At 49.6% G+C, this 26,771-nt stretch carries 27 protein-coding genes and 1 riboswitch; of the genes, 17 read left to right on the forward strand and 10 right to left on the reverse strand.

Annotated features, from left to right (window positions below; all coding sequences use genetic code 11):
* Nucleotides 1-221 precede the first annotated feature (221 nt).
* Nucleotides 222-355: riboswitch (molybdenum cofactor riboswitch) on the forward strand.
* From moaA to B5P39_RS18445, 12 genes are all read left to right on the forward strand, one after another.
* Entirely contained in the window at nucleotides 343-1,323 is a 981-nt protein-coding gene (gene moaA, locus B5P39_RS18390; RefSeq protein ID WP_041412503.1) for a GTP 3',8-cyclase MoaA, read from the forward strand. It overlaps the preceding riboswitch by 13 nt.
* A 112-nt stretch (nucleotides 1,324-1,435) precedes the next feature.
* A complete protein-coding gene (moaC, locus tag B5P39_RS18395; protein ID WP_011074083.1) occupies nucleotides 1,436-1,915 on the forward strand; it encodes a cyclic pyranopterin monophosphate synthase MoaC in 480 nt (159 codons plus the stop codon).
* Between the two features lie 19 nt (nucleotides 1,916-1,934).
* Nucleotides 1,935-2,186 carry a molybdopterin synthase sulfur carrier subunit gene (gene moaD, locus B5P39_RS18400; protein ID WP_011621081.1) on the forward strand — a complete coding sequence of 84 codons (252 nt, stop codon included), beginning with the start codon at nucleotides 1,935-1,937 and terminating at the stop codon, nucleotides 2,184-2,186.
* Nucleotide 2,187: 1 nt separating this feature from the next.
* Nucleotides 2,188-2,655: a molybdopterin synthase catalytic subunit MoaE gene (gene moaE, locus B5P39_RS18405; protein WP_023265973.1), complete on the forward strand. Its 468-nt coding sequence runs from the start codon at nucleotides 2,188-2,190 to the stop codon at nucleotides 2,653-2,655.
* A gap of 43 nt (nucleotides 2,656-2,698) precedes the next feature.
* Entirely contained in the window at nucleotides 2,699-3,502 is an 804-nt protein-coding gene (gene modA, locus B5P39_RS18410) for a molybdate ABC transporter substrate-binding protein (protein ID WP_088212563.1), read from the forward strand.
* An 8-nt stretch (nucleotides 3,503-3,510) separates the two neighbouring features.
* On the forward strand, nucleotides 3,511-4,191 hold the full coding sequence (gene modB / locus B5P39_RS18415; RefSeq protein ID WP_011715515.1) for a molybdate ABC transporter permease subunit: 681 nt from the start codon (nucleotides 3,511-3,513) through the stop codon (nucleotides 4,189-4,191).
* Nucleotides 4,172-5,275 (forward strand): ABC transporter ATP-binding protein, encoded by a 1,104-nt coding sequence (locus B5P39_RS18420; protein ID WP_088212564.1) that lies wholly within the window; start codon nucleotides 4,172-4,174, stop codon nucleotides 5,273-5,275. Before modB ends, B5P39_RS18420 begins: the two co-directional genes overlap by 20 nt.
* A gap of 326 nt (nucleotides 5,276-5,601) precedes the next feature.
* Nucleotides 5,602-6,123, forward strand: a complete 522-nt coding sequence (locus tag B5P39_RS18425) for a hypothetical protein (protein ID WP_011715517.1) — start codon at nucleotides 5,602-5,604, stop codon at nucleotides 6,121-6,123.
* Between the two features lie 46 nt (nucleotides 6,124-6,169).
* Nucleotides 6,170-6,847, forward strand: coding sequence for a response regulator transcription factor (locus tag B5P39_RS18430; protein ID WP_011621087.1), 678 nt, complete (start codon nucleotides 6,170-6,172; stop codon nucleotides 6,845-6,847).
* Between the two features lie 49 nt (nucleotides 6,848-6,896).
* On the forward strand, nucleotides 6,897-8,153 hold the full coding sequence (locus B5P39_RS18435) for a sensor histidine kinase (protein ID WP_086903949.1): 1,257 nt from the start codon (nucleotides 6,897-6,899) through the stop codon (nucleotides 8,151-8,153).
* Between the two features lie 32 nt (nucleotides 8,154-8,185).
* On the forward strand, nucleotides 8,186-8,875 hold the full coding sequence (locus B5P39_RS18440; RefSeq protein ID WP_088212565.1) for a TIGR01621 family pseudouridine synthase: 690 nt from the start codon (nucleotides 8,186-8,188) through the stop codon (nucleotides 8,873-8,875).
* 119 nt (nucleotides 8,876-8,994) lie between these two features.
* Nucleotides 8,995-9,162: a YqaE/Pmp3 family membrane protein gene (locus tag B5P39_RS18445; RefSeq protein ID WP_011621091.1), complete on the forward strand. Its 168-nt coding sequence runs from the start codon at nucleotides 8,995-8,997 to the stop codon at nucleotides 9,160-9,162.
* 71 nt (nucleotides 9,163-9,233) lie between these two features.
* Here B5P39_RS18445 and B5P39_RS18450 read toward each other — a convergent pair whose 3' ends face one another.
* Nucleotides 9,234-11,405, reverse strand: a complete 2,172-nt coding sequence (locus tag B5P39_RS18450) for a TonB-dependent receptor (RefSeq protein ID WP_088212566.1) — start codon at nucleotides 11,403-11,405, stop codon at nucleotides 9,234-9,236.
* Nucleotides 11,406-11,708: 303 nt separating this feature from the next.
* On the opposite strand from B5P39_RS18450, the gene B5P39_RS18455 reads away from it, so the two are divergent.
* Nucleotides 11,709-11,900 carry a DUF2986 domain-containing protein gene (locus B5P39_RS18455; RefSeq protein ID WP_088212567.1) on the forward strand — a complete coding sequence of 64 codons (192 nt, stop codon included), beginning with the start codon at nucleotides 11,709-11,711 and terminating at the stop codon, nucleotides 11,898-11,900.
* Between the two features lie 68 nt (nucleotides 11,901-11,968).
* Here the strand turns inward: B5P39_RS18455 and B5P39_RS18460 are convergent, their stop codons facing one another.
* The 4 genes from B5P39_RS18460 to B5P39_RS18475 form a co-directional block, all read right to left on the reverse strand.
* Nucleotides 11,969-12,481, reverse strand: coding sequence for a M23 family metallopeptidase (locus tag B5P39_RS18460; protein ID WP_088212568.1), 513 nt, complete (start codon nucleotides 12,479-12,481; stop codon nucleotides 11,969-11,971).
* A 302-nt stretch (nucleotides 12,482-12,783) separates the two neighbouring features.
* Nucleotides 12,784-13,365, reverse strand: coding sequence for a hypothetical protein (locus B5P39_RS18465; RefSeq protein WP_088212569.1), 582 nt, complete (start codon nucleotides 13,363-13,365; stop codon nucleotides 12,784-12,786).
* A gap of 17 nt (nucleotides 13,366-13,382) precedes the next feature.
* Nucleotides 13,383-14,072, reverse strand: coding sequence for a CHAP domain-containing protein (locus B5P39_RS18470; RefSeq protein ID WP_088212570.1), 690 nt, complete (start codon nucleotides 14,070-14,072; stop codon nucleotides 13,383-13,385).
* A gap of 189 nt (nucleotides 14,073-14,261) precedes the next feature.
* Nucleotides 14,262-15,332: an MBL fold metallo-hydrolase gene (locus B5P39_RS18475; RefSeq protein ID WP_088212571.1), complete on the reverse strand. Its 1,071-nt coding sequence runs from the start codon at nucleotides 15,330-15,332 to the stop codon at nucleotides 14,262-14,264.
* Nucleotides 15,333-15,485: 153 nt separating this feature from the next.
* Here B5P39_RS18475 and B5P39_RS18480 point away from each other — a divergent pair, with 153 nt between their 5' ends.
* Entirely contained in the window at nucleotides 15,486-16,097 is a 612-nt protein-coding gene (locus B5P39_RS18480) for a TetR/AcrR family transcriptional regulator (RefSeq protein WP_088212572.1), read from the forward strand.
* A gap of 80 nt (nucleotides 16,098-16,177) precedes the next feature.
* Here the strand turns inward: B5P39_RS18480 and B5P39_RS18485 are convergent, their stop codons facing one another.
* Nucleotides 16,178-17,521 (reverse strand): anaerobic C4-dicarboxylate transporter, encoded by a 1,344-nt coding sequence (locus tag B5P39_RS18485; RefSeq protein WP_011621099.1) that lies wholly within the window; start codon nucleotides 17,519-17,521, stop codon nucleotides 16,178-16,180.
* A 282-nt stretch (nucleotides 17,522-17,803) separates the two neighbouring features.
* Between B5P39_RS18485 and B5P39_RS18490 the strand changes: the two genes are divergently transcribed.
* Entirely contained in the window at nucleotides 17,804-18,982 is a 1,179-nt protein-coding gene (locus B5P39_RS18490; protein WP_088212573.1) for a PrnB family protein, read from the forward strand.
* 4 nt (nucleotides 18,983-18,986) lie between these two features.
* Complete coding sequence (locus B5P39_RS18495; protein WP_088212574.1) at nucleotides 18,987-20,108, forward strand: aminotransferase class V-fold PLP-dependent enzyme; 1,122 nt, start codon at nucleotides 18,987-18,989, stop codon at nucleotides 20,106-20,108.
* A 135-nt stretch (nucleotides 20,109-20,243) separates the two neighbouring features.
* Here B5P39_RS18495 and B5P39_RS18500 read toward each other — a convergent pair whose 3' ends face one another.
* Both B5P39_RS18500 and B5P39_RS18505 read right to left on the reverse strand, forming a co-directional pair.
* Nucleotides 20,244-20,567 (reverse strand): YceK/YidQ family lipoprotein, encoded by a 324-nt coding sequence (locus tag B5P39_RS18500; protein ID WP_088212575.1) that lies wholly within the window; start codon nucleotides 20,565-20,567, stop codon nucleotides 20,244-20,246.
* Between the two features lie 183 nt (nucleotides 20,568-20,750).
* On the reverse strand, nucleotides 20,751-21,953 hold the full coding sequence (locus tag B5P39_RS18505; RefSeq protein ID WP_088212633.1) for a dicarboxylate/amino acid:cation symporter: 1,203 nt from the start codon (nucleotides 21,951-21,953) through the stop codon (nucleotides 20,751-20,753).
* A gap of 430 nt (nucleotides 21,954-22,383) precedes the next feature.
* Between B5P39_RS18505 and B5P39_RS24720 the strand changes: the two genes are divergently transcribed.
* On the forward strand, nucleotides 22,384-22,563 hold the full coding sequence (locus tag B5P39_RS24720) for a hypothetical protein (RefSeq protein ID WP_176400002.1): 180 nt from the start codon (nucleotides 22,384-22,386) through the stop codon (nucleotides 22,561-22,563).
* Nucleotides 22,564-22,694: 131 nt separating this feature from the next.
* Here the strand turns inward: B5P39_RS24720 and B5P39_RS18515 are convergent, their stop codons facing one another.
* Both B5P39_RS18515 and glnA read right to left on the reverse strand, forming a co-directional pair.
* Nucleotides 22,695-24,932, reverse strand: a complete 2,238-nt coding sequence (locus tag B5P39_RS18515; RefSeq protein WP_088212576.1) for a TonB-dependent receptor — start codon at nucleotides 24,930-24,932, stop codon at nucleotides 22,695-22,697.
* A 410-nt stretch (nucleotides 24,933-25,342) separates the two neighbouring features.
* A complete protein-coding gene (glnA, locus tag B5P39_RS18520) occupies nucleotides 25,343-26,752 on the reverse strand; it encodes a glutamate--ammonia ligase (protein WP_011715534.1) in 1,410 nt (469 codons plus the stop codon).
* Nucleotides 26,753-26,771 lie beyond the last annotated feature (19 nt).

Consider the following 26,771-nt stretch of genomic DNA (forward strand, 5'->3'; position numbering starts at 1 on the left):
TTTTACCGGGTGTTGTAGTTTGTTTGTAAACGGGCGTTTTATTGCTGATGTCCACCTTACCTCAAAATCATCGCAGGGCACAGGGGCTAAGCGGGCTGTTTAGCCTAAAGAATGACAAATCTTTGGGTGAGCACTGTCACAGATTGTTCACGCTCACTTGAAGCGGATCAAGAAATACCTGTTTAGGGGTATAGCTAGGCAGTACTTTCGGCTTATAATCACGAATGACGGTTCTCCGAGCTTGCCTACCTAAGTCGACAGATATGGGGGTGTAGCCGTGGTAATAAGGCCACTGGGGTGAGTAAAGAAATGCACTCGCCTCCCACACTTGGAAAGGTGATCATGTCTCAATTGCAAGACAATTTTGGTCGTAAATTTCATTACTTACGAATGTCAGTCACTGACGTTTGTAACTTCAAATGCAGTTATTGCCTCCCCGATGGTTATCATCCGAATGGCAAACAACAGTTTTTATCTCTCAGTGAGATAGAAAACCTTGTGTCCGCATTTAGCCAGGTTGGCACTCAAAAAATCCGTATCACTGGCGGCGAACCCACGCTGCGTAAAGATTTTACCGATATCATTCGAGTGGTCGCCGACAATCCTCGTATTCATACCGTAGCCACTACCACTAATGGGTATAGGCTCGAGAAGCATGCCCAAGAGTGGTTCGACGCAGGGTTACGCCGTATCAATGTGTCGGTAGACAGCTTAGATCCTAAGATGTTTTACCAGATCACCGGCGAGAATAAGTTCGACGAGGTGATGCGTGGTATCGATGCCGCCTTATCCGCGGGTTTTGAGCGCGTGAAGGTCAATGCGGTATTGCTCAAAGGTATGAACGATAAAGATTTACCGCGCTTTTTGAATTGGATTAAGCACACGCCCATCGATCTGCGTTTTATTGAGCTGATGGAAACGGGCCTTGGCCGCGAGTATTTCCAAGCTCACCATTTGGCGGGTGCCGATATTAAAGCGCAGCTGCAAGCTGAGGGCTGGCAATTAGATACGCCCCGTGCCGACGATGGCCCTGCGCAAAACTTCAGCCACAGTGACTTTAAGGGGCGTATCGGCTTGATCATGCCCTACGCCACTAACTTCTGCGCGAGCTGTAATCGCTTGCGGGTCTCGGCCAAGGGTAAGTTGCACCTGTGCCTCTTTACCGAGTCTGGCATCGATTTGCGTGATCTACTGCAACACCCGAGTCAGCAAGCGGAATTAATCGAGCGGTTACACGGTCAACTGGCGCAGAAGAAGGAAACCCATTATCTGCATCAGGGCATTACCGGCGTGACGCAACATCTGGCCTCGATTGGCGGTTAATCTAACTTAGGTTTTAGTCTGCTTATCGCGTTATCTTTCATTAAGTTAGATTTCGCGATGGCGCTTAACTTCCCTATGCTTGAATTTGGCATCAGTTTAAAGGATCGCTTCAATGAGCAATGTATTTACCCATATTAACGCCGACGGCAATGCCCATATGGTCGATGTGACCGAGAAAGCCGTGACCGAGCGCGAGGCCCGTGCCGAAGCCTTTATTGAGATGGCGAGCACGACACTCGAGATGATCATGAGCGGCAGCCACCATAAGGGCGATGTGTTTGCCACTGCGCGTATCGCGGGGATCCAAGCGGCGAAAAAGACTTCAGATTTAATTCCGTTATGCCATCCGTTAATGCTAACCAAGGTCGAAGTCGAGCTCGAGGCTCAGCCTGAACATAATCGCGTGCGCATCACTAGCCTGTGTAAATTGTCCGGCAAAACCGGTGTCGAAATGGAGGCGCTCACAGCGGCCTCTGTCGCAGCGTTGACGATTTACGACATGTGTAAAGCCGTGCAGAAAGACATGGTGATTTCACAGGTGCGCCTGCTCGAAAAACGCGGCGGCAAGTCGGGACACTTTAAAGCTGAATAACGTAAAGCGAGATAAGAATATGATTAACGTGTTGTTTTTTGCCCAAGTTCGTGAGCTTTTAGGGACTGCCCAACTGAGTGTGGAAGCGAGCGAGCAGACACAAACCGCAGAAGGATTACGCGCAACACTCGCGGCCACCGACGATAAATGGGCCAAAGTGTTAGCCTCAGATAAATTGCTGGTGGCGGTGAATCAAACCATCAGCCAATGGGATACCCGAGTGAGCGATGGTGATGAAGTCGCCTTCTTCCCGCCTGTGACCGGAGGTTGATATGCGTTTACTGCCAAATGTGCGGGTGCAAACCGTCGATTTTAATGTGGCCGATGAGTATCACCAATTAGCCCAAGACAATAGCGATGGCGCCGTTGTCACTTTTGTGGGCAAGGTGCGCGATTTTAACGACGGCTCAGTGGTGACCGACCTGACCTTAGAACACTATCCCGGCATGACGGAGCGTGTGCTCGAGCAAATTGTGGCCGAGGCGCGTGAGCGTTGGCCGCTCAATAAAGTCACTGTTATCCACCGTGTCGGTACTATGGCTTTGGGTGAGCAAATTGTGTTTATCGGCGTCACCAGTGCCCATCGCAAGGCGGCCTTTGCGGCCTGCGAATTCTTAATCGACTTTTTGAAAACCAAAGCCCCTTTCTGGAAATTAGAAGCGGGGGACAAGGGTAAGAATTGGGTCGAAGCCAAGGACGCCGATGAGCAAGCGGCGCAATTGTGGCAACACAAAGACTAACGTAAGACTGAGCTAGCAGCAGGCGAGAGTAAGAGGTGAGTTTATGCATGGTGTGACAGGGTTAGGCAAAATCTGGAGTCTAGTATTTGCTCTGGCATTGTCGTGCTGTGTTGCCTTGATGCCAGCCGTTAGCCGCGCAGAGACAGTGCCTGCGATTGCGGCCGCCGCCAATATCAAGTTTGCCCTCGATGATATTGTTAAAAACTTCAGCGCCGAAACCGGACTCAAGGTGCGAGTCTCCTACGGCTCATCGGGTAATTTTGTGGCGCAAATTCAACATGGTGCGCCGTTTGAGCTGTTGCTCAGCGCCGATGAGCGTTATATCCATGAGCTGCAAAAAGCGGGCTTTACTCGCGATGCTGGCGTGCAATACGCGGTCGGTCGCCTAGCCTTAGTGGCTCCAAACAAGTCCCCCTTAACCCTAGATGCCGAGTTGAATGGCGTAAAAAGCTTGCTCGCTGCGGACAAGCTGGAGCGCTTTGCAATTGCTAATCCTGAACATGCGCCCTATGGGGAGCGCGCTCGTGAACTTCTACAAAAACTAGGTTTGTGGGACGGCCTACAAACTAAGTTAATCCTGGGCGAAAATGCCTCCCAAGCGGCGCAATTTGCCGTGAGTGGTTCCACTCAAGGCGGTATTATTCCGTTATCCCTTGCCTTAGCGCCACAGTTTAAGGCCTTAGGTCAGGCGATTGCCTTGCCCGAAGCATTGCATGGTCCACTCAATCAACGCATGGCGTTGATGCCAAAAGCGGGAGCAACCGCAGAGCGTTTTTATCAATATCTTCAATCTGATGCCGCCAGAGCCGTATTCCTGCAATACGGATTTGGTCTACCCACTCAGTAAGGCCAGACATGGATTGGCAGGCACTCTGGTTATCGGTCAAGCTCAGTAGCATCACGGTATTGGTGTTGATCCCGCTGGCGATTCTGGCGGGGCGAGCCTTAGCCTATCGTCAGTTTGTGGGTAAGTCTTGGGTTGAGGCCTTCATCATGGTGCCCTTAGTCTTACCGCCGACTGTGATTGGCTATTACTTGCTGGTGGGGCTTGGCAGCCAAAGCTGGTTAGGGCAATGGTTAGAGCGTCTAACTGGGCAGCAATTAGTGTTTCATTTCTCGGGGTTAGTGCTGGCGTCCGTGCTGGTGAATATTCCCTTTGCGTTGCAACCGATACAACGCGCTTTTGAGGCGGTTCCCCACGACGTGCGCGATGCTGCAGCCTGTTGCGGCATGAGCAAACTTAAAATTCTGCTGAAAATTGAATTACCTATGGTATGGCCTGGGGTGTTGACTGCCTTAGTGCTGTGTTTCTCCCATGTACTCGGTGAGTTTGGGGTCGTACTGATGATGGGTGGGAATATTGCCGGAGAGACCAAGACTATCTCGATTTCCATCTACGACAGTGTTCAGGCCTTCGATTTTGGCGCTGCTGGCACTATGTCATTGGTGCTGTTGTTATTTGCGATTACCGCATTGGCTCTCACCACCAGTCTATCGCGGCGTTTAGGAGGTCAGCGTGGCGCAAATCATCGCTGATCTGCATTGCCAGATCCAAAACCATAAACATATTAAACTGAGCGCCGAATTTAGCTGTAAAGCGGGTGAGGTGTTGGCTGTCGTCGGGCCTTCGGGGGGCGGTAAGACAACGTTACTGCGGATGATCGCAGGGCTGAATCATCCCGATGCGGGCAGTATTGTGTTTGGTGAGACGCCATGGTTCGACCATCAAAGTCGCACCGCACTAACGCCGCAGCAGCGCCATATCGGCTATATGCCACAGCATTTTGGGCTTTTTCCTAATCTTACCGCGCTCGAGAACGTGGTTGCAGGGCTTGACCATATTCCCAAATCGGAGCGAATTGCGAGGGCGAAGGACTGGTTGGAACGGGTCAATTTGCATGGATTGCCCGATAGACTGCCTATGCATCTCTCTGGCGGTCAACGCCAGCGGGTTGCGCTTGCCCGCGCCCTTGCCCGTGAACCGTCAGTGTTGTTACTCGATGAGCCCTTTTCGGCGGTGGACAGAGAAACCCGCGAGCGTTTATACCTCGAACTTGCTCGCCTAAAAGAGCAGCTGCTTTGCCCCGTGATTATGGTGACCCACGATTTAAATGAAGCGCTGTTGCTGGCCGATTCGATGATCTTGATTAGCCAAGGCCAGATGTTGCAGCAGGGCGCGCCGTTTGAGGTGTTATCTCGCCCACGTAACGAGGCCGTTGCGCGGCAGATGGGCTTAAGAAATATTTTCGATGGTGAAGTGGTGTTCCAAGACCGTACTAAAGACATCACTTGGCTGAAGTTTGGTGAGCAGCTGATCGCCAGTGATTTGGGCAAAGACCGCAGCGTGGGCAGTAAAGTGCGTTGGGTGATCCCGAATCAAGGCATTCGATTTAACGCTATCACCAATGGGCGTTTATGCCGCAGTTTTAATAAGTTAGATGTTACCATCGACTCCTTGCTGGTGATGGGTGAGTCGGTACGGGTGGTCTGTTATGCCACTGGGACTGAGCTGCAACTTAATACGGAAGTGTCACTTCACCTTGCGCAGAAGCTGGGCTTAACCAAGGGAATGCAAACCACAGTTGCGCTTAAATCTGAGCAAATTCATATTTTAGAGTAGCTAAGTTTTTTCCCGCATTTCGCGAAATCTATTCTCCATTAACGAATAACTCAGCTTGATTTGCGAAGCTGCGTTGCCGTTAAATCCCTAGATGATCAAAGCTTAATCTTGTTTCCATCGGTGTTTCAGTAGGTATTAGGTAAACTGAATACATTCGTCAGTGTTGGCCAAGCCTGAATCAATCGGATTGAGCAATCCACATGGGTGATGAACTAGGCGCCGTCATGGACAAACAGTGATAGAGATTATGGTAGCTTTGGCACGCCATCGACATCTAACTGTTTGTCTCATAAGATACAAACTTAGCCGATTTTTATGGAGGAGCCATGAGACTATGGTTGCTAGGATTCATGTTGGTATCTGGGATTGCCACCGCAGCCCAGAGCATGTATTCGATGCTTTCGAGCGGTGAATATCTGCCGCCGTTAAGCGTGATGCAGCAAATTGAGAAGGATTTTCCTGGCGTGATTGCCGAGTTTGAAATGGAAATGCAGGAAGGCGAATTAGTCTACCAATTTGAGTTGATTAATCCGCTGGCGAATGCGATTACCCGTTTCGAATATCGGGCGCGAGATGGTAAGTTATTGAAACAAAAAGCGGGTAAAGTCACCGCCGACGATGTTGGCGAAGTGGAAGCCGCACGCCTTATCAGCACTAAGCATCAAACCTTCTCCGGCATTATTGCGATGGCGACTAAGGACCATAAGGCCTTTTTGACCGACGCGAAGTTAGATCATGACTTAGGTATCAGCTACTTAGAGTTAAAGTTGCTGGATGATACTGGTAAGTATAAATTGGCATTCGATATTGAAAATTTACGGCAACTACCTTTACTTAAGTGGGATTAGCACTGAGCATCACCGCTAAGTGAAGACAGGGGAGCGCAGCATACAGATGAAAATACTTTTAGTTGAAGATGATGCGACAACGATCGACTATATCGTTAAAGGATTTCTTGAGCAGGGGCATAATATTGAGACCGCCAGCGATGGTCATCAAGGCCTGCTGCAAGCCACCAGTGGTCAGTATGACCTCTTGATTCTCGACCGCATGTTGCCCCAACTCGATGGTTTGAAACTGCTGGCCGCCCTCAGAGCCACGGGTAACCAAACCCCAGTGCTTATCCTGTCGGCGCTGGCCCATGTGGATGAAAGGGTGAAAGGTCTGCGTGCGGGCGGCGATGATTATATGACTAAGCCCTTTGCCTTTTCGGAGCTACTCGTGCGTGCCGAAAAACTGATGCAACGGGGCCAATCCGTGCCAATTACCACAGATTTGGTGGTCGGCGGTTTAAAAATGGAGTTGCTTACCCGCAACGTGACCTTAGATGGCCACGATTTAATGCTGCAACCCAAAGAATTCCAACTGCTTAAATATCTGATGGAACACGCCAATCAGGTCATTAGCCGCACGTTATTATTCGAAGCGGTGTGGGATTATCACTTCGACCCCCGTACCAATGTGATCGACGTGCATATCGCCAAGTTACGCCGCAAGTTTGAAGAGTTAGGTCACGGTGAATTAATTGAAACCGTAAGGGGAGCGGGTTATCGCTTACGCCAAAGGCATTAAGCCTTACCAAAGCAGCGCCTGGCGCATCACTATTATCTTCTCGACCTTAGTGACTGTGATCATAGGCGCTTTGCTGTTTGCCCTTTATCGGCAGCTCATCATCGAACAGCAGTACCAAGTGACTCAGTATCTCGAGTCAGAAACCCAACGCTATCAACAGCTTGCTCTTACTGTCGACCGTCGTAGTTTTGCGGCGCAAATTCGTGCCGCCGATCCGCAGACGGCGCTCATCGCCTGGCGCAATAGTTACGACATGGTCGGTGCCTTAAGCTTTATGCCTGAAGGCATGCCCATGCTGCCGCAAACTCGGGATTTCCCGATTTTAACTGGCGGCCCTGATAAGCTGCATATCCTCACCGGCGGCCTAGTGATGACCCGCTATGGCCCTGTGCTCATCGCAACCCGTACCGATAACTTAGCCACCTTGATCGATAAGTTTATCAGTGCGGCCGCCACGGCCGTGATGTTGACCATAGTGTTAACCTTGGCATTGGGCTATTTGTTTTCTAAGGCGATTTTGCGCCGCTTAGTGCAGTACAACCGCTTGAGTGAGCAAATTGAGCGGGGGCATTACGACACGCGTCTGCCGCTCAGTTGGCGTCAGGATGAGTTCGATATGTTGGCGCTGCAGTTTAATAACGTGCTGGATATTCTTGAGAATAACCTGATGGCGGTGCGCGGGGTGACAGATAATATTGCCCACGATTTGCGTACGCCCCTATCCCATATTCGCATTGGTCTTGAGGAGTTAGCGGCTAAATCCCCCGATGAAATCAGCGAAGGTTGCGCGATTTTGACCGAAGAACTCGACCACTGCCTTGCGACCTTCGATGCCATGCTCTCGCTGACACGCATCGAGGAAGGGCAGCAAACCTTAGATTTGCAGGAGCTGAGTTTGGCGCAGCTATGTACCGATTTGTTGGATATGGCTGACGCGGTCGCCGAGTCGAATGAGCAAACCTTGAGTCTATCGCTCCTATCAGACCATAAGATTTATGGTGACAAGTACTTGTTGTTCCAAGCCTTATATAACTTGGTCGACAATGCGATGAAGTACTCAGGCCAAGGCGCTCGTATCGATATTATTCAATCTGGCGCCCAAATTAAGATTTGCGATAACGGCCCAGGGATCCCCGATGACAGTAAGGAAAGGGTGTTTGAGCGTCTAGTGCGTCTCGACCCAAGCCGGCATTTGCAGGGCACGGGTTTAGGATTATCTATGGTCAAAGCGATCATGTCGCGGCACAATGCGCAAATTACTCTTTCGGATAATCATCCAGGCCTAGTCGTGACCATTCAGTTTTAGGCCAATATCCGCGTGACACTGTTGAGAACCTCATGTACCGAATCATAGCCGATGAGGCTGATTTTCTTGTTATTTCTAAATCGCCTAATGTGCATTTTCACAGCCAAGATGGCACCGCGGGTGTCGTGGCGCAGCTGGAGCAGGATTTAGGGATAAAACTCTTTGCCGTGCATCGGCTCGATACGCCCACCTCTGGGCTGTTACTGTTAGCCAAACATCCAGCGGCGGCGCGGCAGTTGACTGAGCTTTTTAGTGCCCATAAAGTGCAGAAATACTATCTCGCCCTCGCCAAAGGCAAGCCGAAGAAGAAGCAAGGCTGGGTGATTGGCGATATGGCCAAATCCCGCCGCAGCATGTTTAAGTTGCTTAGAACCAAAGAAAATCCCGCGATAACCCAATTCTTCTCCACCAGTGTTGGCGAAGGGCTAAGGCTTTATTTACTCAAACCCCACTCGGGGAAAACCCATCAGTTACGGGTTGCGCTTGCTAGCCTTGGGGTACCGATTTTAGGCGATGCCCTCTATGGCTCGGATGTCGCCGACCGCTGTTATCTGCACGCCTATTGTCTGCATTTTCGCTATCAACATGAGGATGGTCACTGGCAGGATTATGCATATCTCGATATGCCACAGCAGGGCGAGGCATTTGCTGAGGAGACGGTAAGCGCGGCATTGGCTGCGTGGCGTGAGCCAGACTCGCTCGACTGGCCTTCTAAGGATTAGTTTTGTTGCGTCGTGTTAGCATTGAATGCGTGTGTTGCGGGATAAAATATTTGCAAATCCTGAGTCTTCCTGCGAAGTTAGCAGTGTGATGATTTTCCTTGTATAGGAGCAAGCTCGTTATGGATACCAACAAATTACTTTTAGTTATTATTGCGATTCTCTTGCCACCCGTTGCGGTATTTTTAAAGGCGGGCGCAGGCAAAGACCTATTAATTAACATTGTGCTGTGTTTATTTTTCTGGCTTCCCGGTTTATTACACGCCCTCTGGGTGGTCACTAAAGATTAGTGATTCCAATAATCCAATAAAAAAGCGCAACCTAGGTTGCGCTTTTTTATACGGTAAATTTAGCGTACTAATTAGAATGCCACTGTATAGCCGATAGTCGCAGTGCGGCCCATGCCTTTGAAATAACGATCATTTGTACCCATGGTTTGTGAGTAGTAGTTGAAATAATCCTTATTAAACAGGTTTTGCACGCCTAAGGTTAAGGTGCCAGTGCAGAGCGGCATAGAGAATGACGCATCGACAGTCGTGTAGCCATCAAACTCGGCATATTTCTCGCCTGTGGCATCTTCGAAGTCACGGTCCATAAAGTAGTTTGCCTGTACGCGCGTCGACATCTCGTTATCGAAATTATGGGTCCAGAACAGGTTGATACGATTTGGTGAAATATTGGCACCATCGAGATCGGTATCTGTTTTGTTGTCATCATTCGAATCGTATTCACCGCGCTGGATCGCCAGATTCATGCCCAGATCGTCGTTGCTGGTCAGGTAAGCGGTGATATTGGCTTCGATACCATCAATCACACTCTTCTCACGTTTAACGTCGTAGAAGCCGTCACTGTTTAGGGCTAAACGGGCACCGTAATCCGTGGCTGAGCGGTAGTAGGAAATCTTAGCGCTTAAGTATTCACCTTGGTAATCGGCGCCAAACTCCACGTTATCCGTCACTATCGGTGCAAGAGATAGGGAGTCGCTGATACTTGGGTTCGTACCAGGGAAGCTGTTACCGTCGCGCAGAATACGGCCGATATCAGGCATACCAAAGCCTTGGTTATAGCTAGTGTAAACGCGGATATCTGGCGTGATCTTGTAGGAGATACCTATGTTGAATAGGGTCTCGTCGAAACTCGCTTCGCCCCCTTCGATTTCTTTATTTCCCGCGCCGTAGAGTGTCTTATAGTCATCGACATTGAGCTTAGCGTGCTCGTAGCGTACGCCAGTCGATAGGGTAAGATCGGTAATTAAATCATAATCTAACTGCAAATAAGGCGCGAAGTTGTCATAGGTGCTTTCAGGCACCCACGATAGACCCGTCTGCACTAAAGCCTGCTCAGTGGTATCGCGGAATAGGTCGATACCATAGGCGGCATCGATACCCGTATCGGCAATATTTTTCGCAATTAACGAGGTCTTTAAGCCCCATTTGACCGAAGAGTTGCGCGATTGCTCATAGTACCAGCTCTCGCCTTTAGGGCCTTCGCATTGCACTAAGTTACTGTTGTTTGCCAATGCAGGATCATAGAAGGTCTTGTTACAGCCACCGCCATACACTGCCTCGAAGTCCTGATTGAATAACTGGACACTCAGCTGTTGGCCGGCAATGTTCTCGTGGGTGTAAGTGAGGCTAGTCGTCGTGACTTGGTTGTTCGCCGCTTCCCAAGGTTGTTTTTCTTCGATTGCGCCCGTGGGCTTGCCAGTGGTGATATCGCCTTTCACTGGCATCCAATCGCCATTGTTCTCCATGTTGTAATGGTTAACCATCAGCTCTAAGCGCGACTCGGCAAAGTTGTGGCCGAGTTTGATAAAGAAGTCCTTGCTCTGGCTGTCCATGGACTCGCCTTGCGTCGTATCCACACCAATCACATCGTGGTTTGCATCGTAGTACACGCCGTTATTGCGATAGCTCACCGAACTCAACATATCGATCAGGTCGGATTCGCCCGAAAACGCATAGCTGGCACCAAAACTTACACCGTTAGATTTGAGCGAATCGGGCACAGTGGCATCGAAGCTAACCACGTGCTGGTTATCGCCCGTTGGTTTTTTGGTGATGTAGTTGATGATGCCGCCCTGCGCGCCTAAGCCGTGCATCGCATTGGCGCCGTGGATAATTTCGATACGCTCGATCATCGCTGGATCGATAGTTTGCCCTGAGCGGCCACCACTACGCAGTGGGTTGGATTGGGGTACACCATCGATCATGATTAAGGGCGGACGGCCACGCAGGGTTTCGCCCGTGTTGCTCATCTTCTGGCGGCTGGGGGAAAAGCTAGGTGCTAAGTTACCGATAATGGTCGACAAATCTTTAGTGGTGCGGAACTGCTCTTCGAGTTGCACGCGGTCGATAATAGTCACTGTATTGGGGATAGAGCTTGGCGATTTATCCATGCGGCTCGCGGTGACAGTGATCTTTTCGATGTCTTTATTCTTATTCGTTCCCGTATCTGGGGCTTCTTGAGCGACGGCGGACTGGGTGAGGGCCGCAAAGACGGCAAGGGCAACAAACGAGGTTTTGAACGTCATATAACTTCCTGCTAAGGGCGAGTGAATTTGCTACACCGATATCCTTGGCATCAGACTATTCCGTTAAACAACATTGCAAATGATAACGATTTTTATTGTCGTGTATTTTAAGGAAGTGAATTGGGCTTGTCTAGTCGAGTTGTAAATAAAATGCGTGGGAAAAGTGGCAATTTTTAGGAGTTGTGATTCGGCTAACAAATAGGTGCATTTAGATTGAGGGTTTGTTTGTAGGCTATGCCTCCGATTTGTTGCCGCGTCGAAGGAAGCTTATAATGGCGACCTTTTTCTCGCCTTGGTGCCCATATGAACCGCAAAAAGAAGATTAACGAAACGCTTAAACAGAAGGCGAAAAAAGCCAATGCTAAGTTGCATAGCAGCAATAAGCCTAAATATGTTTCTAAAGCCGAGCGTGCGGCACAGGCCATCGCGGCAGAAACCGAGATGACGCAGCCCATTGAACAATCCGCAGAGCTCGTCGCTAACGAGAATGCTTAACCGACCAACCCTTTACTTAGGGTCTATTACTTAGGGTCTATTACTTAGGGTCTATTACTTAGGGTCTATTACTTAGGGTCTAAATAGTTGATTGGATTTAAGTAAAACGCCTTCTTATATCCTTGGGTGGAAGTGTCTATCAGCCAAGGTCTAGGCAATAGGCTGACAATGGAATAGTGCAAATGGGGTGGTTTGCCTTTGGCGTTCCCCGTGGTACCGACAGTGCCGAGCACATCCCCGCGCCCAGCAAATAAACCTGCCGATGTGTTAATGCTATCGAGGTGGGCAAAATAGTGGATTTGCCATTTCGGGCCGAGTCCGACGATCACTTTGCCACCCTTAAAAAACTCCCCTTTATACAGCAGTAACAGTGGCGTTGGCGCGATTACGGGCGTATTGGCTGCGGCAAAAATATCAATGCCTTTGTGGGTGCCTGAACTGCCCCAGGGTTCATACCAAAAGGTTTGGCTATTCCAATCCTTATTGCTAGCGCCTTTGACTGGGATGAGGGGCTGTTCTGGCACTAAACATCCGGCAAGAATAAAAAGTAGCATGACGAGTGCGATAAATTTGAGCTTCATTTTGACCTCGGTATAACTCTTTTAGGGCGTGTTGACGTTTCAGGGTTGTTTTTGCAGCAATTTGGCTGGCTTTTATGCAAGGCAAAGTCCGCGCAGTGTAGTTATTCTACATAAACGGACGATAACGCAGCAGAAATGCCAGCCCAATGCTGCCCGAAGGGGTCGTCTGGCAAGCGCTTGCTCTTACTTTCTGTCATAAGAGCCGCTCGTCATTTGAGTCGAATAACGACACATCATTCCTCGATTCGCTAGCACGTGCTTGCCGGAACGAACAAAATCTAATCTCGAAACGTCAACACGCCCTAGTGAAACTCACTGAATTCATGCCAATTAGCGGGATACTGGCTGCGCTCGGCCTCGCTGAGTGATAACCAGTAAGGTCGCCAAAATGTATCGCACCAAAACTCAATATTGCCTTGCAGACTGCCGAGCGTATCAGGATCGACCTCGGGAAAGCTTTCCCACGGTGCAGGTGGCGCGGCTTTAAAGGCGATTAGTTGTTGCAGCAGCAAGATATCATTGCTAATGAGTAGCACGCAGAACCCTGCAAAATCAGCATATTGATGCAGAAATACTTTGCTTGGCCCTTGGGCATGATGCAAGACGCCACTGAATACCACATCGCAACTGGCTTCTGGCTCAAATCCTGTGTTGCTGAGCAAGGCATCGAGTCGTTGTTTATCTTGATTGTTCAACAAACAATGGACTTGATAGGCGGCTAAGTCAGGCTGCATCGCTGGGGTGACGATGGGATAAACTTGCTGGCTGGGTAAAGACAGGCTTGGCGCTAGTGTTTCGCTAAAAATTGCTTGAAGATCCGCAGTCTGTGAGTCCGTATTTGCCTTAGGGCCAAGGTGTCGTTTTAACCAGTCAAGTAGTCTCATTTTTACCTCTACGATATTCACAGTTTAAGGGGAATAGCTTGTTGGTTAACTTGGATATTTGCCTCCACATTCTCCTCAGCACTTCCCTCCATAATCGTGGCAGCGGGAGCTTCCCAGCGTAACCAACCCTTGGTGCGCGGCGCATCGATACACCACAGGCCTTCACGTTGTGCTAAGGGAAACACCTCCCGCGACGGAGCAAAAGGGCCGGGGTTCTGCTGGGCAATTTCGACACTGGTCTCAGTGACGTTAGCGATAATGGCGACATGGCCGTAGGGGTTAAACATCCATGGCGCAAATACCAGTAAATCATCGGCCATCGGCTTGCTTTGGCTGCCATTGGTATATTGCCGCAGGGCGCGTTTTTCATTCCAGCTCGCATCGGGCAACAGGTCATTGAAGAAGTCTTTAGCGTGACCGAAACTGTCGGGCATTTTGTGCTGATAACGCAGGTAAAAGTAACGTTTAACGAACTCTACGCACTGGTATTTGATACCTAGGTTATAGCCGTCAAGGGAAAGGTTTCGCCCCTCATTAGTGTTGACGCCGCCGTTATAATAAATCTCGACGCCATTGAGTGAGTCGAGCACATCACCCACTTGGTAGTCGGTATTTAAGTTATAACGAGTCAGCCCGTGGTAGCCGAGATAACTAAAGCCGCAGACTAGGCTCACTGTGAGCAGCAATAAACGAAAACCTTTCACCATCTTTAGTACGACATTCTCAAAAGATAAATTGATTCAGCAGGATACAAAGCCGGATTGTATGCTGTTGTCGTTAAAAACGTCTAGGCGAACTGGCGGTTTGCTGGGAGCTTAATACTTTCGTTGTGCTATAGGTGGGGAGATCCTTAGCGGCGCAATGGTTAAGCACCACTAAGGAGGTATCGGCTATGACTATTTGTTGGAGGCGAGTTTGACTGGAACCACTTCAAACTCGGGTCTGTCTTTGGGTAAGTATGATTTCCACCACCCTTGATTGAGCGCAGGGCTGTGGGCTAGCTCATTGAGGTTAATCCCTTGACCAAACTCAGGGGTCAGCAGGGGAACGGCATAGGCCTTCGCCGCTGCGGCGATCCGTTCTAAGGGTTCATACCAACTGTGCAGCGCTAAATCAAAACTGCTGTTATGGATTGGGATAAGGTATTGACCTTGAAGATCTAAATGCGCCCGTAGCGATTGCTCAGGTTGCATATGGATATCGGCCCACATCTCATCGTAGGCGCCAGTTTCGACTAAGGTGAGGTCGAAGGGGCCAAGTTTATCGCCAATCTTTTTAAAGCCATCAAAATAGCCAGAGTCACCACTGAAAAAGATATTTAATTCTGGGGATTGAATGGCCCAAGAGGCCCACAGGGTTTGATTCTTATCCCTAAGTCCACGGCCCGAAAAATGTTGCGCTGGGGTGGCGGTAAAGCGCACACCTTGGTGCTCGGTTGCTTGCCACCAGTTGAGGGCGACAATTTTTTCCTTGGGAATGCCCCAGCCAATAAGATGCTTATCGACGCCCAGTGGCACAATAAATTTTTGAGTGCGCGCGGCGAGCGCCACTACGCTTTGCTTGTCTAAGTGATCGTAATGATCGTGGGACAAGATAATCCCAGCGAGTGGCGGAATGTTTTCGAGCTCAATAGGCAGAGTATGGAAACGTTTTGGGCCAAACCATTGGCTGGGTGAGGCACGCTTCGAAAACACGGGATCGGTTAACCAATACTGACCATTTAACTGTAACAGCACGGTCGAGTGGCTGATTTTATACAGCATAGGTGTGTCATCAGCCGTGGCAGGCAGCCGCATGGGCTGAATCGGTAGCGCTTGGCTCGGACTCTTATCGGGAATACGTTCAGTGACATAGCGCCATAAAATGGCTGGTAAATTACCTTCACCACTGTGAGTATTTGGCGCTTCATTACGAAAGCGTTGATCCTCTGATGGGCTAGTTTCAATGATATTGGGATCTAAGGTCATAATAACGCTCCCGAGTAGCAGTAGGGCCAAGGTGATTTTGAGTCGCATTGTAAATTTGATAAAAGTAAACTACACAGTGTAGTTTACTCATGGTTGTGCAAAAGTAAACTCAATAGTGTAAAATATCGGCAAATATTTTGATGGCGTACCGCAATGGCAGAAAAAGCAGTAAAACTGACACATTCCCAACTGAAGCGTTTAGCGATCCTCGACGCATCACAGGAAGAATTTATGGTCAATGGTTTTGCCGGCGCTAGCATGGATAGAATTGCCCAGCGTGCCAATGTCTCCAAGCGCACCGTTTACAATCATTTCCCCAGCAAAGAAGTGTTATTCGAGGCGACAACAAGCGACCTATGGACGCGCACCAAGGAAGCGGCCACCTTGGCATTTAATCCCGAGCAGAGCCTCGAGTCTCAATTGCAACATATCGCGCGCCGCTGCTGGGAGTTGTATCAGCAACCGGATTTTCTGCGCGTGGCAAGGGTGGTGATGGCTGAGTTTATTCGTTCACCCATCCAAGCGACCGAGGCCATGGAACGATTGGCCAAGCAAGAAGGTGGATTAGAGGCGTGGCTTGCCGGAGCCGTGGCTCATAAGGCGTTGAAAATCGATAATATCCCTCTGGCGGCCACTCAGTTTTGGGGCATGTTTAAGGCATTCGCCTTTTGGCCTAAATTGTTCCATATGAAAAGTCATGACGAGTACCAACAAGATATTATCGATGCCAATATCCGTATGTTTCTCGCCATGTATCGCGCTTAGTTTTTTCTTTCGTATCAATCATAAGGCCGATAATGCTTTCACATTATCGGCCTTATGTGTTTTATCGCTTCAAACCGTGCTTACAGTAAGGTGGTCGCCAGCAGATAACCGACGGTCGACGCCGTACCCACACCGATCAATCCCGGAATAATAAAGCTGTGGTTAATGATGAACTTACCAATTTTGGTGGTGCCAGTTCGGTCGAAGCCGATGCAGGCCAAATCGCTTGGATAAGTAGGTAGTACAAAGTAACCATAGCTTGCGGGTAAAAAGGCAATCAACAGCTTAGGATCAACGCCTAAAGCCAAGCCCATGGGCGCGATAGCCGTGAGCGCCGCCGCTTGGCTGTTGACCAGTTTTGAGATTAAAAACAGCACTAAGGCATAGGTCCAAGGTTGGTTTTGCACCACATGGGAGAGGTTTTCCTTCAGCACATCCATATGGCTGATAAAGTAAGTATCACTCATCCAAGCCACGCCAAATACCGAGAAAATCGCCACCATGCCAGCTTTAAACACTGGGCCATTGGCAATTTCTGTGGGTTTGACTTTGCAGCTCATTAAGATAAAAGCCCCAGCGATCAACATCATCATCTGGATCACTAAGTTCATCGACAGCGGCGCCAACTTGCCCTTTACCTCAAACACAGGCCGCAGTTCGCTAAAGGAACCGAGTAACACCACGGCGGCGATAGCGGTAAAGAAAATCCCCGTTGCCCAATAGGCTTCCTTAGGAAAGGTTTGATCCAGCAGAGTCTCGCTCTTGTCGTAGATAAACGCCCTTTGTTCGGGATCTTTAATTCGCGCCTGAAACTCTTCGTCCTTATCTAAATCTTTACCACGACGCAGGCTCCAAAGTGCCGCCACTAAAACGCCGCACAGGGAGGCGGGTACGGACACCATTAAAATTTCCAGCATACTATAGGCATGACCAACGCCGTGCTGCGCCGCCAAAATCGATACCATAGAAACCACGGCGACCGACACCGGAGAAGCACAAATCGCCATTTGCGAGGCGACCGAGGCCACCGCCATCGGGCGTTCTGGACGAATGTTTTTCTTCAGGGCGATATCGGAGATGATCGGGAACATGGTGTAAACCACGTGGCCAGTTCCGCATAAGAAGGTTAAGGTCCAAGTGGTTAGCGGCGCCAGAATGGTGATGTATTGTGGGTGGCGGCGCAGTAAACGCTCGGCAAACTGCATCATCACATTTAAACCGCCTGCGGTTTGCAGTACTGAGGCGCAGCCGATCACCGCAAGAATGGTGAGCATCACCTGTACCGGCGGTTGTCCGGGGGCGAGACCAAACACAAAGGTCAGTAAAAATAAGCCAATACCACTTATCAGCCCGAGCCCCATACCACCGTAACGGGTACCGAGCAGTAAACAGCCGAGTACGACAATGAACTCCATTAAAATCACTTGATTCACCCCTGCGGAACCTGCCGCACAATTGCATTAGAACTAGCTGTATTTGGCGCTATTGTGCGAGGGGAATGGATTTGAGAACTTGCGCTGGCGCAAGGTGTAAATAAAAAGTGGCATTGGATTTTTCATAAATTTGAGCTAGCGCTAGAAACGCGCGAGCAGAAGTTGCATTCTTGTTAACTCGGATACGCTAAAGACGCCAGTAGCCAAGTAAAAACGCGTCTATCAGTACTTGCTCCGGTAAAAATAACCATAACAATTTCCAAGGATGTCCAAGTGAAACCTGCCACCTATAACACCGAAGCCTTCGATGAGTGGATCCGCAGTCGCTTTGTGGAACTCAACTCCCAGCTCGAACAGCTTTATTACCAGCAGAGCGACCGTGCCAATGTGCAAGATATCGGCACCGAGCTTAAGCAAACACTAGAAAGCGAAGGGCGCGAGCTGATTAAGGCGCTGCTCGATGAAGGCAATACCGATGAAGGCTTCGACAGTGCCTTCGACCTGTTGGGGAATGTCGGCCTTTATATGGCCGCCTGTCGTCGCCATGAAATTACCGAACCGACACGGGAAACCACTTCGCCACTGGTAGAAGCTTCGGCGCTGGCTATGCATATCGGCGCCTCCATCGGCGTGACGCCACGCTTCGCTACTGCTCATTTGACCACCCATAACCGCGCCCACAATGGTATCTACAAACGCTTTACCGATCTGCCCGACGAAAAGCTGTTTGTGGATTACAACACTAAGGGCATCTTGGCCTATAAGCGTGCTAGCGATGCCTTACTAAAAATTCAGCCCTTGGGGATCTCTCATCCGATTAGCCACGATTTACTGCGGGTCGCCAAGCAGGCATTGCAGGACGTCATTGAATCAAATCAGCAATTATTCAAACGTTTAGATACCGACCGCTTCTTCTATTGCGTGCGTCCCTATTACAAACCCTATCGGGTTGGCTCTGTGGTATATCGCGGCGCCAATGCTGGCGACTTTGCAGGGATTAACGTCATCGATTTAACCCTAGGTCTTTGTTTTGCTAACGAATCGGCTTATTCGCAAATGCTGGTGGATAAGTTTTTATACATGATGCCCGAGGATCAACAAATCTTACGGGAATGCATGCGTCGCCCGAATTTGATGGATGATTTTTTACAGTCAAAGGCCTGCGTGCAGCAGGATTGGTATCAGGAAAACCTCAAGCTGTTTATTGAAGTTTGTGAATTACATGGCGAAACCGCCATTCAACACCACAATGAATTGGTGACTAAATACATTGCCGAGCCTTCGGTGAATATGGAGCAGCAACATTTAGCCAAGGTCACCGCCAGTGGTCCACCATTGCATGTACTGCTCGGCTCCCTCGAGCGCTTAAGGGACAGACGCGCCGCGGTATTGCGTAACGATATTCGCACCCGTTATTACGATCTGAAAAAACTCAAAGACAGTTTAAGGTAAGGCCATGCTGCTAAATGTAAAACAGGACTTTTGCCTCGCAGGCCCAGGCTATCTACTTAACCATTCGGTGGGACGACCAATCAAATCGACCGAACAGGCATTTAAGCAGGCGTTTTTTGCACCTTGGCAAGAGTCTGGCCGCGAACCATGGGGTCAATGGTTGGGCGTCATCGATAACTTTACCGCGGCGCTGGCAAGCCTATTCAATGGTCAGCCGCAGGACTTTTGCCCGCAGGTGAATCTATCGAGCGCCTTGACCAAGTTGGTGATGTCACTGGATAGGTTAAATCGCGATAGCGCCGTGGTGCTGATGAGCGAGATTGATTTTCCCAGCATGGGGTTTGTCCTTAAAAAGGCATTGCCCGCAAGCTGTGAACTGCGTTTTATTCCCAAGGGCTTAGATGTCACCGACCCCAATGTATGGGACGCGCATATCTGTGCCGATGTCGATTTAGTCTTTGTTAGCCATGCCTATTCCAATACGGGTCAGCAGGCGCCATTGGCGCAGATAATTCCCCTTGCCCGTGAGCGTGGCTGCTTGAGCCTAGTGGATGTGGCGCAATCGGCTGGGATTTTGCCGCTGGATTTAGCCAAGCTACAGCCGGACTTTATGATTGGCTCGAGTGTGAAATGGTTATGCTCTGGCCCCGGCGCTGCGTATCTGTGGGTCAATCCGGCGATTTTGCCCCAGTGTCAGCCGCAGGATGTGGGTTGGTTTAGCCATGAAAACCCCTTCGAGTTTGATATCCATGATTTCCGCTATCACCCAACTGCGCTGCGGTTTTGGGGCGGTACGCCTTCTATCGCGCCCTATGCCATTGCTGCTCACAGCATTCAATATTTTGCCAATATTGGTTCACTGGCGATGCGTGAACATAACTTGCAGTTGATGGAGGCTGTTGTACAGACATTAGAGCCTGAGTTGGTCTCGCCGCGGGAAGCAGATAAACGCAGTGGCACCTTGATCCTACAATTTGGCGAGCGCCAAGCACCCATCATGGCGGCGTTGGCGGAGGCGAATATCAGTGTCGATGCCCGCAGTTTAGGAATACGCGTATCGCCGCATATCTATAACGATGAGGCCGATATCGCGAAATTGCTGGAGGTAATAAGAGCCCATCGTTAACGGATTGAACAGGGCTTGCTCGAAGCGGCTATGAATGGGGTGCGCTAAGTCGACCTAGTTACCCCAATGCCGATATAACATCAACCCTTAGTCTCACTGGTTGAGGCTAAGGTAATTTATGGGTGGCGGATGCGCTTAAATGCTGTAGTTATAGCGACAGAACATAGACCGCGGAGTGCGAAGCTCAGGATTGCTTGGGGTGATCGCCAAATCAGCGGGTAGCATCACGGCATCAACTACCAGTGAGCCGCCCATATCCACCAGTGTCAGTGGGATAGTAAACAGCAGTAGAGGCGGAGCAGATATCGCGGATATCACTACACACTCCTCGCCATTATCGACAGCCGTTTGCACACTCGAAAAAGAGTGACCCCAAGTTGAATCTGCCCCCATTCTCGACGTTACTGCTGCGCATCCTGTGAGAGACCCACACACAACTAACCAAACCAACCAACGCATAACCACTCCATTGTTTATGTATGAAAAACCGTATTGCTTACATATGACCGACTCGCTTGAGCAACTAAGCGTGTAGGTACTGTGGCAGCATAGCGATTTTACTCGGCACAAATGTGCTCTGTTTCAATGGGTTGGCATTCTAATCAGATGAGTTTCGTTGGCAATTATTCGGCAATTGCCCTGTTATGACTCAATCCGTTTGCGATTGAGGCGTTCAACTATCTGGCTGGCATTCAGATCGTGGACGACGTTTATCACGGTGGACGGCGCGTCGGTAATGGCGCCTATCACCACTAGAATGGGGATGGTTTCCATCGGTAACCCTAAGGTAGTGACGATAAAAATCTCCCCGAGAAAAGCGCCGCCCGGCACGCCGCCAATGATGAAGGCGGACAGGACGGAGATGAGTATGGTCACCATAAACACATCGACCGTAAAATCTAAACCGAGCAGAGAGTAAATAAATACAATCTTCAAGGCGGTGATAATGGATGCGCCGCCCTTATTTAAATTCACCAGCAGCGGCAGGCTGATATCGGCGATTTCGGGTTTTATCCCCATCTTCAGCGCCGCCCTTAAGGTAACGGGCAGGGTCGCGAGGGAGGAGGTAGTACCTAATGCGGTCACTGCGGGTTCTAGGGCGTGGCGCCAAAATTGTCTAATCCCGTGCATGCCGCCACCAAGCCAGGCATAAAAGGTGGAGCCGACGGTAAGGTAGATAAAACAGGCCACTAAAAATAATCCCACGGCGCGGGCAAAGGTCACCACAAGCTGCGGATCTTGACTCGCCATGGTGGAGGCAAAGTAAGCGCCAAGGCCGACGGGGGCTGCCAGCATAATGATGCTGACAATCTTCATGATCACGGTATTAAAACTGTCGAGCAGTGCCGAGACTTTACGGCCATCTTCCCCCGATTGACCTATGGCGATTCCGGCAATCACCGACATGATGATAAGCGCCAAGATATTGGATTTGGAGAGTAATCCAGAAAAGTCATTAGTGGTCAGCAGCGCCACAAAATCCATCTTCCCCGAGGTATCGCTAACGGTTTGATTAAGATCGAGGGTCACGCCTTGGGCTGGATCAAACATCAATGCTAGTAAGGTGATGCCGACGGCGGGAATAATCGCCATCAGAATCGAGACGCCCATAATCGACGCTAAAATCGCCCCGAGCTTTTTTAAGTCCGTCATGCGGGCTATTGATGAGGTCACGCTGATCGCCACCAAGGGCACGATAATCATAAACAATAGATTCAGAAAGATTTGCCCTAGGGGCTTGAGCTTGAGTGCCAAGGATGGCCAATAGATGCCGATCATGCCGCCGAGTAATAATGCGCTGAGTAGCACAATAGAGTCTTGATAGGGTTTAAGTTTTTGCCACATAGCTAAGCGCCTATTGTTATTTTTATCATTATTTTGGTGTGTCATTAGGAGCGCCCAAATGAAAGGGGAACAATCATGCAGCATGGACATGTTCAAGCTAGCGAGTCATGTAAATAAGTGCAAGAAGGGATTGGAAATAAACTGTTTTTTGGCTTGGACTTGGGTTAGGACATGGCTTTGGGCTAACGGGTAACCAGCGTGCTTAAGTCTCTTCTTCATCTGATTTCGGACGATGCGGCTTTTGTTAACGCGATAGCTTCTGTTTAGGCGTATTAGCCACACGGCGAGTGCACGTCAGTAAAAAGGTGTATTTACCTAGTTAGGCTCGTTTGTAGCGTTGTGCCACGCTCGTTTATTGATTAGCTTAACCACTCTGGGTTGTATGCTAATACCCAAGGCCAAAATTACTATTTAATCAGGGATGAATGAAATGCTAAAAAAATGGATTGCGATACTGCTGCCCGTTGCCGTATTAGGTTTGAGTGGCTGCTCCTCGGTAAATGACACAGATACCGATTCGACGGTGGCAAGCAGCGCCGAGAAGAAAGTCACCAAAAAAGATTGCGACAAAATCACTACCACGGGTTCACGCCTTGGTCGTTGCAGATAATCAGCTTGCTCCTGCATGTATCAGCAAAAAAACGGTCCACTTGAGGACCGTTTTTTGTTTGTCGCATTTGTTATTGCTCAACCGCCTTAGCGGAAGGCTGACACAAGTGATTGATGCCTTCTAGCCTGTTATCACCAACTCAGTTGATAATTGAGGGCAAAGGTGCGGCCACGGCCATGGTAGTCGAACATAGACTCAGGGCCGTAGGTTGGGCTGTAGAAGTACACAGCTCTTTGGCCCCACAGGGTGCTGTAGTCTTTATCGAGCAGGTTTTCGATACCGTAGCTCAGGGTACCGACGGGTAAATCGATAGAGCCCAGTAAATCCAGCGTCGTGTAGCTATCAAGCTCACTCGTTAGGCCATCATTGGTTTTGAAGCGATAGTCGGACTCGGCGCTAAAACTGTGCTCTGCCTGTAAACGGATCTTCTGTGTCTCGCCGCGCCAGCCAATAAAGGCAGTGGCTTTAGAGGGTGAGGCGTAAGTGACGGTTTCATCGATCCAATCATTCTCATCCTTCACTTCACTGCGCACCAAATGCAGGTTGGTGCCGACTTGCCAATCTGAGGTGATATCAAAGTTCAGCTGTGCCTCAAGGCCATAGCTGCGCTTATCTTGGTCTTTGACATTGATGGTCAGATCTTTGCTGTTGACCTCAATGACCTTGTCAGACACGGCATAGTAGACGCTGGCTTGCGCCTGCCAACGGTCTGCAAGATAACGCCATCCCAGCTCCATGGAGTCGGTCTTGATCCCATCAAGACGGGTATCATTGATATTGATGCTATTTTGCAGCTGTAAGTAACCATCTGCATCGGCCTTGTAGGTGCCGCGGCCATAGTATTTCGACAGGTCTGGCAGTTCAAAGCCTTGGGAATAGGCAAGCCAGAGTTGTTGGTCTTGGCTCAACTTGGCCACCAAGCCAAGGTTGACTAAGCCTATGTTATAGTCGGTGCTGCCGCCTTTAATGGCATCGGCTCCCTTGGCCTTGCCAGAGGCAATCGCCACCTGTTGGTTATAACCGATAAAATCATCAACACTGTTTTCCATATGTTGATAACGATAGCCAGCGTTTAGCACCAAAAAGCTATTCATCTCCCAACTGCTTTGGATAAATGCCGCAATGGATTCGACCGTAAAGTCGACATAACGACCGGTAGTGAACAGCTCGCGCATCACTAAGCCGCCGTGTTGGTTAGCGGCATCAAGGTCGAAGCTCATTTGGCTCGAATCAAAACTTTCTTTATCCCAATCCAGTCCCCAAGTGAGAGTGAGGCTATCGATGGGTTTGGATTCTACGACCGCTTTCAAACCATAGATGCTGGTGTTTTGGGCCGATGCTGAGAAGTTGTAGACGCCACTGGTTTCATTGACATAGGGGAACGGGTGAAAATCCAGATTCTCTTTGCGATAAAAGCCTTGTAAATACAGGGTTTGACCCAGAAACTCATCTTGGGAGTAGAACAGATTCAGTAAAGTACGCTCGGTGGCGGGGCTGCGGTCAGCGTCCAATCCTTTACGGGTTTCCAGCACTGAGGCATCGCCAGTGACACCGAAGAAGTTCTCACCCATATACAGGCCATGTTCTTCGTCTGAACCATTCCGATAGTATTGCGCCATGGCGCTGAGGTTGGCGTCATTGGCAAGCTGCCAATCCATATTCGCCATTAAATCATAACCTTGGGTGTACTGCATGCCGGTTTGGGTAATGTCCAGCATCACAGGGTTGCTACTGCCATCAAACCATTGGCCGTTTTCCTGCCAAGCGGCACTAAAGCGCCCCTTAAGCGAATCGTTGCCCCCGGTCACCGCCAGCGCTGTGCGGTAATCTAAATCATCACTGCTATTAAAGCCGGACTTGAATCCCGCTTCGGCTTCGAAGGTATCACTGCTGTCAGCCGCTTTTTTGGTGACAATATTAATGGCACCGCCCAGTGCGCCACCGCCATAGATAGCCGACGCGCCAGCCAGCACCTCGATGCGGGCAATATTGAATGGATCTATACTGTCGAGTTGACGGCTGATGCTGCGTGAGGTGTTCATCGACACGCCATCGATTAATACCACCATGGCGCGGCCGCGAATATTCTGGCCAAAGTTGGTGCGCCCTTGGCTGGACACATCCATCGATGGCACTAAGGCGGCGAGCATTTCCTTAATCCCTTTGCCGCTATCGGTTTGCTCGCGAATACTGGCTTCATCAATGATCCACACAGTGCTGGAGAGATCGCTGATTTGGGTCGGTGAGCGGGTGGCGGAGACCACCATGCGCTCCATCTCATTTTCAGTGGCTGTCGCCACATTAACAAGCCCCAGTTGGCAGATAACAGCGGCGGCGACTAGGCTTATCGGCCCCATAGACTTAGGCATAGCATTCTCCATCAAAAACAACAGGTACATGAGAAGCCAAAAGGACAGCACTGTGGTGACATTTTCTCGCGACCCAGAAAGCGTTTTTAATGGTTTTAATTCAATGCGCTAACTGAATATGAATGGAGAGTATTCCGTGTTTGGCTCCAAAAAAGACGCATTATTATAGTTGTAATCGAGAATCGTTCTTAATTGAATTTACAAAGCCTTTACTTTTTTACTTGTTGTAAATCACTCAATGACAACAAATGGACAAATAACAGCGAGAGGTTAGGGTTTATGTGTGTTGATGGTGGGCTGAGCTATGTCGGGTAGGCATAAAATCCGCAGAAGATTAGAGACAAAAAAAGCCCCGACAGAAGACTGTCGGGGCTATTAGATGTTGTGCAGCTAATCGATGCCGTTAGCCATTACAGGCTGTAGTACATCTCGAACTCTAGTGGGTGAGTTGTACGGCTTACACGCTCAGCTTCTGCAGATTTCAGTGCAATGTAAGATTGGATGAAATCTTCGCTGAATACACCGCCGCGAGTTAAGAACTCGTGGTCAGCTTGCAGGTTCTCAAGCGCGTTTTCTAATGAAGTCGCTACTTGTGGGATTTCAGCCGCTTCTTCCGCTGGCAGATCGTACAAGTCTTTATCCATAGCTTCGCCTGGATGGATCTTGTTTTGGATACCATCGATACCCGCCATCAGCAGTGCCGCGAAACCTAAGTATGGGTTTGCATGTGGATCTGGGAAGCGAGTTTCGATACGACGGCCTTTAGGGCTTGGTACAACTGGAATACGGATTGAAGCGCTGCGGTTACGTGCTGAGTAAGCTAACATCACTGGCGCTTCGAAGTGTGGCACTAAACGCTTGTAAGAGTTAGTGCTTGGGTTAGTGAAAGCGTTCAGCGCGCGAGCGTGCTTGATGATACCACCGATGTAGTACAGTGCAGTTTCACTTAAACCAGCGTATTTGTCGCCTGCGAACAGGTTCACACCGTCTTTAGACAGAGATTGGTGAACGTGCATACCGCTACCGTTGTCGCCAACGATTGGCTTAGGCATGAAAGTCGCAGTCTTACCGTAGGCGTGAGCCATGTTGTGTACTACGTACTTCAGAATTTGGATTTCGTCCGCTTTCTTAGTCAGAGTGTTGAAGCGAGTTGCGATTTCGTTTTGACCCGCAGTCGCCACTTCATGGTGGTGAGCTTCAACGACTTGACCCATTTCTTCGAGCACTAAACACATAGCGCTACGTAAGTCTTGTGATGAGTCAACAGGAGCTACTGGGAAGTAACCGCCTTTCACGAATGGACGGTGACCAGTGTTACCACCTTCGTAGCTAGTGCCAGAGTTCCATGCCGCTTCTTTAGCGTCGATTTTCACGAAACAACCAGACATGTCAGTACCGAAACGTACGTCGTCGAACAGGAAGAATTCTGGTTCTGGTCCAACTAATACAGTGTCAGCGATACCGGTAGAGCGTAAGTATTCTTCCGCTTTTTTCGCGATAGAACGTGGGTCGCGGTCATAACCAGTCATAGTGCCTGGCTCGAGAATGTCACAGCGGATCAGTGCAGTGGTTTCTTCGGTGAATGGGTCTAATACAAACGTGGTTGGGTCAGGCATCAGCACCATGTCTGATTCGTTAATGCCTTTCCAGCCAGCGATTGACGAACCGTCAAACATTTTGCCGTCTTCGAAGAAATCAGCGTCTACCTGATGAGCAGGGATAGATACGTGCTGCTCTTTACCTTTGGTGTCGGTAAAACGTAAATCAACAAACTTAACTTCTAATTCTTCAAGTTGCTTTAAAACTGATTCAACTGACATTCTCAAGTCTCCGGTAGGG

Source organism: Shewanella sp. Shew256, assembly GCF_002196695.1.
Lineage (GTDB): Bacteria > Pseudomonadota > Gammaproteobacteria > Enterobacterales > Shewanellaceae > Shewanella > Shewanella mangrovisoli.

What these genes read in the sequence shown, in the direction of transcription:
- moaA (WP_041412503.1), top strand. Translation starts at nt 343, where the DNA reads ATGTCTCAATTGCAAGACAATTTTGGTCGTAAATTTCATTACTTACGA.
- moaC (WP_011074083.1), top strand. Translation starts at nt 1,436, where the DNA reads ATGAGCAATGTATTTACCCATATTAACGCCGACGGCAATGCCCATATG.
- moaD (WP_011621081.1), top strand. Translation starts at nt 1,935, where the DNA reads ATGATTAACGTGTTGTTTTTTGCCCAAGTTCGTGAGCTTTTAGGGACT.
- moaE (WP_023265973.1), top strand. Translation starts at nt 2,188, where the DNA reads ATGCGTTTACTGCCAAATGTGCGGGTGCAAACCGTCGATTTTAATGTG.
- modA (WP_088212563.1), top strand. Translation starts at nt 2,699, where the DNA reads ATGCATGGTGTGACAGGGTTAGGCAAAATCTGGAGTCTAGTATTTGCT.
- modB (WP_011715515.1), top strand. Translation starts at nt 3,511, where the DNA reads ATGGATTGGCAGGCACTCTGGTTATCGGTCAAGCTCAGTAGCATCACG.
- B5P39_RS18425 (WP_011715517.1), top strand. Translation starts at nt 5,602, where the DNA reads ATGAGACTATGGTTGCTAGGATTCATGTTGGTATCTGGGATTGCCACC.
- B5P39_RS18430 (WP_011621087.1), top strand. Translation starts at nt 6,170, where the DNA reads ATGAAAATACTTTTAGTTGAAGATGATGCGACAACGATCGACTATATC.
- B5P39_RS18440 (WP_088212565.1), top strand. Translation starts at nt 8,186, where the DNA reads ATGTACCGAATCATAGCCGATGAGGCTGATTTTCTTGTTATTTCTAAA.
- B5P39_RS18445 (WP_011621091.1), top strand. Translation starts at nt 8,995, where the DNA reads ATGGATACCAACAAATTACTTTTAGTTATTATTGCGATTCTCTTGCCA.
- B5P39_RS18450 (WP_088212566.1), bottom strand. Translation starts at nt 11,405, where the DNA reads ATGACGTTCAAAACCTCGTTTGTTGCCCTTGCCGTCTTTGCGGCCCTC.
- B5P39_RS18455 (WP_088212567.1), top strand. Translation starts at nt 11,709, where the DNA reads ATGAACCGCAAAAAGAAGATTAACGAAACGCTTAAACAGAAGGCGAAA.
- B5P39_RS18460 (WP_088212568.1), bottom strand. Translation starts at nt 12,481, where the DNA reads ATGAAGCTCAAATTTATCGCACTCGTCATGCTACTTTTTATTCTTGCC.
- B5P39_RS18465 (WP_088212569.1), bottom strand. Translation starts at nt 13,365, where the DNA reads ATGAGACTACTTGACTGGTTAAAACGACACCTTGGCCCTAAGGCAAAT.
- B5P39_RS18470 (WP_088212570.1), bottom strand. Translation starts at nt 14,072, where the DNA reads ATGGTGAAAGGTTTTCGTTTATTGCTGCTCACAGTGAGCCTAGTCTGC.
- B5P39_RS18475 (WP_088212571.1), bottom strand. Translation starts at nt 15,332, where the DNA reads ATGACCTTAGATCCCAATATCATTGAAACTAGCCCATCAGAGGATCAA.
- B5P39_RS18480 (WP_088212572.1), top strand. Translation starts at nt 15,486, where the DNA reads ATGGCAGAAAAAGCAGTAAAACTGACACATTCCCAACTGAAGCGTTTA.
- B5P39_RS18495 (WP_088212574.1), top strand. Translation starts at nt 18,987, where the DNA reads ATGCTGCTAAATGTAAAACAGGACTTTTGCCTCGCAGGCCCAGGCTAT.
- B5P39_RS18500 (WP_088212575.1), bottom strand. Translation starts at nt 20,567, where the DNA reads ATGCGTTGGTTGGTTTGGTTAGTTGTGTGTGGGTCTCTCACAGGATGC.
- B5P39_RS18505 (WP_088212633.1), bottom strand. Translation starts at nt 21,953, where the DNA reads ATGTGGCAAAAACTTAAACCCTATCAAGACTCTATTGTGCTACTCAGC.
- B5P39_RS24720 (WP_176400002.1), top strand. Translation starts at nt 22,384, where the DNA reads ATGCTAAAAAAATGGATTGCGATACTGCTGCCCGTTGCCGTATTAGGT.
- B5P39_RS18515 (WP_088212576.1), bottom strand. Translation starts at nt 24,932, where the DNA reads ATGCCTAAGTCTATGGGGCCGATAAGCCTAGTCGCCGCCGCTGTTATC.
- glnA (WP_011715534.1), bottom strand. Translation starts at nt 26,752, where the DNA reads ATGTCAGTTGAATCAGTTTTAAAGCAACTTGAAGAATTAGAAGTTAAG.